Genomic DNA, 6,426 nt, shown 5'->3' with positions numbered 1-6,426 from the left:
CGTGGCGTTGGTCGTTGCCGTGCGTCATCAGAAAGAAGTTGGGTACCAGCTTTCTTGAGCAAAGGCTTTATAGCCTGATGTAAGTGCGTTACCCTTTCAAAAACTATATAAGTTATAGCATGAAAGGGGGCTGGTTTACGGCATGGAGTTATCTGCATCACAGGCAGCGAAAAGAGTTGGAAAAAGTGTTCCAACAATAACAAGAGCCATAAAAAAAGGGAAGCTTTCAGCAGTTCCTCGTGACGGCGGAGGGTGGATCATCGAGGCGTCAGAGCTTTTCCGGGTGTGGCCTGCCGTTTCTCTTGATAGTGACGTTACTACAAAAATGTTAGATCAAGTTACCCCCACTGAAACCAGTGCGTTAGAGCGTGAAGTTGAGCTATTGCGCGAGATGCTGGAAGAAACCCGCGCTGACCGTGATAGTTGGAAAGACCAAGCTCAAAAGATCACGGCATTGATCGAGGATCAAAGTATCCGGAAAAAGGGGTTTTGGGCGCGTTTGGTTGGTGGGTGAGCGTTTAGGCTTTGTAGCCGTCGATGTGATGGATTGCATCTGCGAGTTTGAGCAAATCGGCGGCATAAAAACCTGCAGCATTGATGCAATTGGTCTCCAGCATCTTTAATCCTGTTTCGGTGCGGCAGATGTCCATCACGTAGGCGCGCGCATAACCGGGATTAAGTCGGACCATTTGCTCTGCGAAGTCAGCGGCGTCTTGATCGATCTCAGGTCGATAGATCACCCGTGATCCCTCTTTGTAGAGCGAGAAGGTGCGCACGACGTCGTTGACGATCCAGATGCGCCATTCCTTCAAAATCTGTGCGGGCTGTGTGAGCATAAGCTCGGTATCGTGACGCAATGAGCCTTTGGGGATTTCCTCTTCGTTCAGAGCCAATACGCGCTTTGCCAGTGCAATGATTTCCGAAGCATGGCGCACGCGCCCAGGTTCTTCCTTGCTGTCATCGACTGGGCGCATGAACCACAGGCGATCTTCGTTGGGGAGACTTTCAGGAATGTCTTGGAGAGACAGGAACAAGGCGTCGGCCCCGTTTAGGAGGTGCGGATGCCATGGCTTTTCGTGAACAAATGGTCTGATTTTGAAGACGCCAGGGTTAAGCGCTTCTTTTTGTGCATAGCGCCAAAGCGTGTAGGAGCCGAATAAGACGACTGCGTTGCGATCTTCGATCTCTGGTTCAGGATCAAGATCGCCGACAAATGGGACAACCTTGTGCCATGAGTAGGAAATGCCGAGGCGCTCCAAAGCGTTGGCCAGCTTCTCCTGTGTCTTCGAAATGTTGCAAAATCCATTGCATCGAGTTCAAGCCAGACCTTTCTTCATCTTAGCCGTTCCTGTTTCTTGCAGTAGGCCACAAAGGCCGCCCCTGCGTTCTGCGGGGGATTGCCCTTGCCAGCCTCATCCTGGGCAAACTCCATCCAGTTCGCGCGTAGAGCGTGGTAGTCCCAGCCCTTTCCCCGCGCGATCCCGCGGGCCTTTTCCTCGGCCCAGTCAGGTAGCGTGATGGGAGGCGTGAGCGTGGTCTTTGCCTTGCGGGGGCGGAAGATCACCAGATCATCCGTCGTTCAGCTCCATGCGGTAGAACGGCATGTGATCGTCCGGCGATGATTTGACGGATATTGAGGCGGAACTTCTTGAGGGGTGCGTTGCTGCCTGTTTTGTTCTGGAGGTTGGCGAGACCAATCTGCCATTTTTTCTGCTCGCCGCAGTGTTTGCGGGCAATCTCGTAGATGCGTCGTTCGAGCGGTCGGCGCAGGCGGAAATAGTCGTTTGAGATTGTGACGACCTCGTTGGCCTCGATCGCGCGCATGACCCAATCGGAGAGGACGACCTCGCAGTAGTCGAGCCGCCAGGTGTCTGCCTGCATGACGAAGCCGCCTTCGTCGATCAGGCCGAAGATGCGTGTTTCGCGCCGGTTGCCCGTCGTGATGTCCGTTTGGAACGTGGTGCCGCGTAATCGGTTGAAAGCTTGTGCCAGACGCTTGTATTCAATCCCGCCTGTTTTCCTGTTGGTGGCGACCATCAGCTCACGGGCTGAGAAGCGAACGCGCTTGCCGATTTTCTCGCCTCGGTTCTTTCTGTGCATCAGCTGGCTGATGCAGAAAATCAGGATGTCCTTGTCGAAGATCGTTGGTAGGCCAACCCCTGAGGGGATGATCTGTAGCTTGTTGTCGCCGCTGCGATATTCGAGGTGACGCATGTCTGGCTTGGTCGCCAATGAGAACAGCGGATGCTCCATCGATGCGATGTCGTCTTTCGGAACAACATCCGAGATGTCCAGGATGAAGAAGTCCTTCTGGGGGTGTCTATCTGGCAGCAATGGCATGCTGACGAGCATAGCGCCTGTTCGTTATATTGGGAACCAAATTTCGTTATATCAGGAACTCTTGGCTGCTTCGCGCTTTCAGGAACCCAAATTCGTTATTTTAGGAACCTTCCTGAGGCGGTAAATCCGTTCGTTAGTTTCGGAACCCAAATTCGTTAGTTTCGGAACCCAAATTCGTTAGTTTCGGAACCCGGTGGATGGTTTTCCGTTTTTAGATCATGTGGTTAATGCTGATTTTTTGGCCCGTAACACTACTCCGTAGGTAACACTATTAACACTAGGGGTTTTTGAACTTCATGGTTCGAAACGTCAGTGAGATGCGGCGAGAACGGACATGTTTCTGCCCCTCAATTACATCTGTTTTCCTTGATGAGATGGCATGGATCCACACGTGGCGAGCCTCACCCTTCAAAACCAACAGACTCGCGGGTTGGAGTTGTAGCTCCATTTGCTGAGAATGGGTCTGGGAGGCAAACCGCATCACACAAACCGAGAGAAGGCTCAGGGAGGCGATTGTCTCTCCAAAGCAGGGTTGGCAGTCGATATGGGCCGAGATGCCCTGTCCGGGCTGGTATTCGTTGACGATGACCTGGTCAGGGACGGTTTGGAAATGGCCTTCTCCGGTCAACCGTTCCGCAAGCTCCTGGAACAGCTCAGGCAGCGGCCCAAGGTAATCTTCTCGTCGCGCCTGCCGTGCTTTGTAGTCGTAGCGATAGCCGTAATGCTGGACCCGCCGTTTTAGATCGGTGCGCCAGGGGGCCGCGTCGATCTCCTGGACGAGCCTGTCGGTCTCATCCTCCGAGATGTAGTTTCCTTGGTAGGTTAGCCCGGCAGGCCACTCATCCTGACGAAATGAGAGTTGGGTTGACCGCAAACTAAAGGTCCCCTGTGCCAACTACGATCCACCGAGTCCGACAGGTTTGATCGGTATATTCAGGTCGTCTTTTCAGCTCCATCATGACCATATGAGAACCTACGACATTGATGCCCTTGTTTCCCATCGGCGCACCAGCTTCTGAAACGAGTTTTTCGTAAAGCGCAGGATCTTCAGCTTTGAGGACCAAACCTGTGTCTTCGCGCCATGCGAACCAGAAATCATCTTCAGGATCGGCTTCTAGCGCGAGCCCGTGAACTGTTGTTTCCGTGGCGTAGAACGGCCAGGCGTCTCCGGGTAGCAGCGATTGACCGTTGTCAAACTTGGGAACGATATCTGGTCTGAAATATGGTCGGTTCAGATCAATCAGAGCTTGTTTGCCGATGTTCAAGCCATTGGGAAGCTGCACGCAGTGCGTCGGAACTCCCCATAAGAATACCAGTGTAAGAACCGCAGAGAGCGTTCCGATTACCAAAAGGGAGCCGAATCTATCCATAGGCGCTTCGCGCAGGATCCAAGTAGATTTGCCCGCTCAGCGTCCCTGACCAATCGTCAGTTATCGAATACAGTTCACCGGTTTGAACCCCAAGCCGTTGGGGGCCACGTGGTGGAAGGCCGGTACGGCCCCTGAGATAATTATCGAGGGGTCTATGGATGTTCTCAAAGATTGTCTCGCCCGGATCAATAACCTCAATGCCTATGTCGGCAGGGTCGGCAAATTCGTCCCTCAAATAGAAATCAAACGAGCCTTCCACGCTCAGGACACCATGTTGTTCTTCTACGTTCCCTGAAAATTCGCCGCCGATCACCGTATCACCGATACTGAAAACGACACCAGTCATGCCATAGGTGTTGTAAAACGTGTCAGCGAAACTGCCATCGCGTTTCTTTCGAGCTTCTCTGGCAACTTGGTCCTTCAGCTTGCTCTCCACCTGAGCCATGTACTCCTCAACGATTGCGGAAAGATGGCCGGTCTCGCGTACGGTGACGCCTCTACCGTTTCCACGGTAGTAGTGGTTCACAAAATCCCTGCTACTCCAAGCGGCACCGCCGCCTGAAACGCCCTGCAAGGAGATTTCCATGAATTCGGAAGTTTGTGGGAGGTATGGTTCCGCCGTGCAGCGGCATCCATAATCTTCTCCGGGGTGGCCACCTTCTGGAGGATCGTCCCATGAGAAAACCTGACCTTCGCGCTCAGCATGAGACGAGCGCACTTTGCCATCGCGACGTGTCCGCCAGACGTAATGCGTGGTTGGCCGGATGTTCTTCGTCTCAAACCGGATCGGTGTTCCCTTGCGCAGATATTGCACAAAGGCTTCCCGATACTCTTGAGGATCGATCAGAGTCATTTCGCGCGCCAGGTTGTTTATTCAGCACATCTTTGTGCCGTTGAGCGCTTTAGAAAACGTTAACCACGAGTTCGGCGGCTTTCCTCTCTGATGCAGCACACCCTGAGAGCCGCTCACAGCGCCTTCAGACGGCTTGCAGCCATTTCCGGGAGGTTTGCCTCTTGAGAGCTTGATTTCGGTTGTGTGAGGGTGGCAGGAAATAGCAACGGTATTACATTTGTGACAAATGACCCGCAGACTCGATCACACAACCCGCCAATCCATCGCCAAGAAAATGCGCGAAGGCGTCCGCCCAGAGGTTTTGGCGGCGGGAGTATGGCGTCACCGTGCGCACGGTTTATCGCTGTGCGCAGTTAATGCGAGAGATACAGATCGAGCGAGGCAGCAGGACCGAAACGGTGGTCTGCCGCGTGTCGCCTGCGGACCTGGCGCTGTTCGATGAAAAGCTGAAAGAAGCCGGCGTTCGGAACCGGAGCGAAGCCTTGCGCAATGTCATCCGGAACGTCGGAGGTATGGCCGCGCCGGACGCTGATCTGGCCGAGGCGTTGCTTGCCATGAAGGGCGCGCTCAACAAGGTGGGTAACAACGTCTCTCAGATCGCCAAACGGATGAACGACGCAAAGAACCGGGGGCAATCCCTCCCGTTCAGCGAAACGGACCAAGCGGAGATCCGGCACCTGGCCGGAATGGTACTCGACTTTGCGGACGAGGTTGCGCTCATGGCCGACGGGCGGCGCAGCATGCTGGAGCTCAAGATTTCCGACGAGCTGAAGCGCATGGTCAAGCGCGGTGTGTAAAACCTGACCAGATAAGCTCTGGTAATGCTTTTTCTCCATAAGTATTATAAAGTGATACCTATGGAGAAAAAGCCATGCCAACCCCTGTTGCCGTCAAACTGGACGAAGACGTCCACAGCCGCATGAAAGTTCTTGCTGAAGCGCGGGATAGATCCCCGCATTGGATGATGCGCGAAGCGATTGCCCAATACCTCGAGCGTGAAGAAAAGCGCGAAGCGTTCCGCCAGGACGGCATTCGTGCTTGGAACGCATATCAGGAGACCGGGTTGCACGTGACACATGCCGAGGCGGACGCTTGGCTGACCCAGCTCGCCGCTGGTGACGATCAGGAGCCGCCTGAGTGCCACAACTGATCTGGTCGCCCGAGGCGCTGGCAGATGTGCAGCGCCTCTACCGTTTTCTTGCTGAGAAGAACCCTGATGCCGCCAGACGTGCGGCCAGCGCGATCCGTGACGGAATGCAGATTGTTGCGGAGCACCCGGATGTTGGCCGTCCCGTAGATGACATGGACCCTGAGTTTCAGGAATGGCCGATCAGCTTCGGCGCCAGTGGATATGTCGCACTATACCGCTTGGAGAAGGACGTGGCGTTGGTCGTTGCCGTGCGTCATCAGAAAGAAGTTGGGTACCAGCTTTCTTGAGCAAAGGCTTTATAGCCTGATGTAAGTGCGTTACCCTTTCAAAAACTATATAAGTTATAGCATGAAAGGGGGCTGGTTTACGGCATGGAGTTATCTGCATCACAGGCAGCGAAAAGAGTTGGAAAAAAGTGTTCCAACAATAACAAGAGCCATAAAAAAAGGGAAGCTTTCAGCAGGTTCCTCGTGACGGCGGAGGGTGGATCATCGAGGCGTCAGAGCTTTTCCGGGTGTGGCCTGCCGTTTCTCTTGATAGTGACGTTACTACAAAAATGTTAGATCAAGTTACCCCCACTGAAACCAGTGCGTTAGAGCGTGAAGTTGAGCTATTGCGCGAGATGCTGGAAGAAACCCGCGCTGACCGTGATAGTTGGAAAGACCAAGCTCAAAAGATCACGGCATTGATCGAGGATCAAAGTATCCGGAAAA

At 53.7% G+C, this 6,426-nt stretch carries 10 protein-coding genes; 4 read left to right on the top strand and 6 right to left on the bottom strand.

Going from position 1 to position 6,426, the window contains the following annotated elements:
• The first annotated feature begins 142 nt into the window (after positions 1–142).
• Positions 143–514 carry a helix-turn-helix domain-containing protein gene (locus OS190_RS20415; RefSeq protein WP_267160547.1) on the top strand — a complete coding sequence of 124 codons (372 nt, stop codon included), beginning with the start codon at positions 143–145 and terminating at the stop codon, positions 512–514.
• A gap of 4 nt (positions 515–518) precedes the next feature.
• Here the strand turns inward: OS190_RS20415 and OS190_RS20410 are convergent, their stop codons facing one another.
• The 6 genes from OS190_RS20410 to OS190_RS20385 all read right to left on the bottom strand — a co-directional run bounded on the left by OS190_RS20410 (position 519) and on the right by OS190_RS20385 (position 4,563).
• Entirely contained in the window at positions 519–1,259 is a 741-nt protein-coding gene (locus OS190_RS20410; protein ID WP_267160546.1) for an ATP-grasp domain-containing protein, read from the bottom strand.
• Positions 1,260–1,333: 74 nt separating this feature from the next.
• A complete protein-coding gene (locus OS190_RS20405) occupies positions 1,334–1,564 on the bottom strand; it encodes a hypothetical protein (protein ID WP_267160545.1) in 231 nt (76 codons plus the stop codon).
• Complete coding sequence (locus OS190_RS20400) at positions 1,561–2,352, bottom strand: replication initiator protein A (protein WP_267160544.1); 792 nt, start codon at positions 2,350–2,352, stop codon at positions 1,561–1,563. Before OS190_RS20400 ends, OS190_RS20405 begins: the two co-directional genes overlap by 4 nt.
• 265 nt (positions 2,353–2,617) lie before the next feature.
• A complete protein-coding gene (locus OS190_RS20395) occupies positions 2,618–3,214 on the bottom strand; it encodes an alpha-ketoglutarate-dependent dioxygenase AlkB (protein ID WP_267160543.1) in 597 nt (198 codons plus the stop codon).
• Between the two features lies 1 nt (position 3,215).
• Positions 3,216–3,710, bottom strand: coding sequence for a hypothetical protein (locus OS190_RS20390; protein WP_267160542.1), 495 nt, complete (start codon positions 3,708–3,710; stop codon positions 3,216–3,218).
• Positions 3,703–4,563 (bottom strand): phage minor head protein, encoded by an 861-nt coding sequence (locus OS190_RS20385; protein WP_267160541.1) that lies wholly within the window; start codon positions 4,561–4,563, stop codon positions 3,703–3,705. Before OS190_RS20385 ends, OS190_RS20390 begins: the two co-directional genes overlap by 8 nt.
• Before the next feature lie 326 nt (positions 4,564–4,889).
• On the opposite strand from OS190_RS20385, the gene OS190_RS20380 reads away from it, so the two are divergent.
• From OS190_RS20380 to OS190_RS20370, 3 genes are all read left to right on the top strand, one after another.
• Positions 4,890–5,360, top strand: coding sequence for a hypothetical protein (locus OS190_RS20380; protein WP_267160540.1), 471 nt, complete (start codon positions 4,890–4,892; stop codon positions 5,358–5,360).
• Positions 5,361–5,434: 74 nt separating this feature from the next.
• Positions 5,435–5,713 carry a CopG family ribbon-helix-helix protein gene (locus OS190_RS20375; protein ID WP_267160539.1) on the top strand — a complete coding sequence of 93 codons (279 nt, stop codon included), beginning with the start codon at positions 5,435–5,437 and terminating at the stop codon, positions 5,711–5,713.
• Complete coding sequence (locus OS190_RS20370) at positions 5,701–6,000, top strand: type II toxin-antitoxin system RelE/ParE family toxin (protein WP_267160538.1); 300 nt, start codon at positions 5,701–5,703, stop codon at positions 5,998–6,000. The genes OS190_RS20375 and OS190_RS20370 overlap by 13 nt, the downstream gene beginning before the upstream one ends.
• The last annotated feature ends 426 nt before the right edge of the window (positions 6,001–6,426 follow it).

The organism is Sulfitobacter sp. F26204 (assembly GCF_026410305.1).
Classification (GTDB): Bacteria; Pseudomonadota; Alphaproteobacteria; order Rhodobacterales; family Rhodobacteraceae; genus Sulfitobacter.
The sequence above is the reverse complement of the archived record's forward strand: the minus strand, read 5'-3'. Positions and strand labels throughout refer to the sequence as shown.

Bases quoted from the DNA above. Each gene is read 5' to 3' on its own strand.
- OS190_RS20415 (WP_267160547.1), top strand. From the start codon at position 143: ATGGAGTTATCTGCATCACAGGCAGCGAAAAGAGTTGGAAAAAGTGTT.
- OS190_RS20400 (WP_267160544.1), bottom strand. From the start codon at position 2,352: ATGCTCGTCAGCATGCCATTGCTGCCAGATAGACACCCCCAGAAGGAC.
- OS190_RS20390 (WP_267160542.1), bottom strand. From the start codon at position 3,710: ATGGATAGATTCGGCTCCCTTTTGGTAATCGGAACGCTCTCTGCGGTT.
- OS190_RS20385 (WP_267160541.1), bottom strand. From the start codon at position 4,563: ATGACTCTGATCGATCCTCAAGAGTATCGGGAAGCCTTTGTGCAATAT.
- OS190_RS20375 (WP_267160539.1), top strand. From the start codon at position 5,435: ATGCCAACCCCTGTTGCCGTCAAACTGGACGAAGACGTCCACAGCCGC.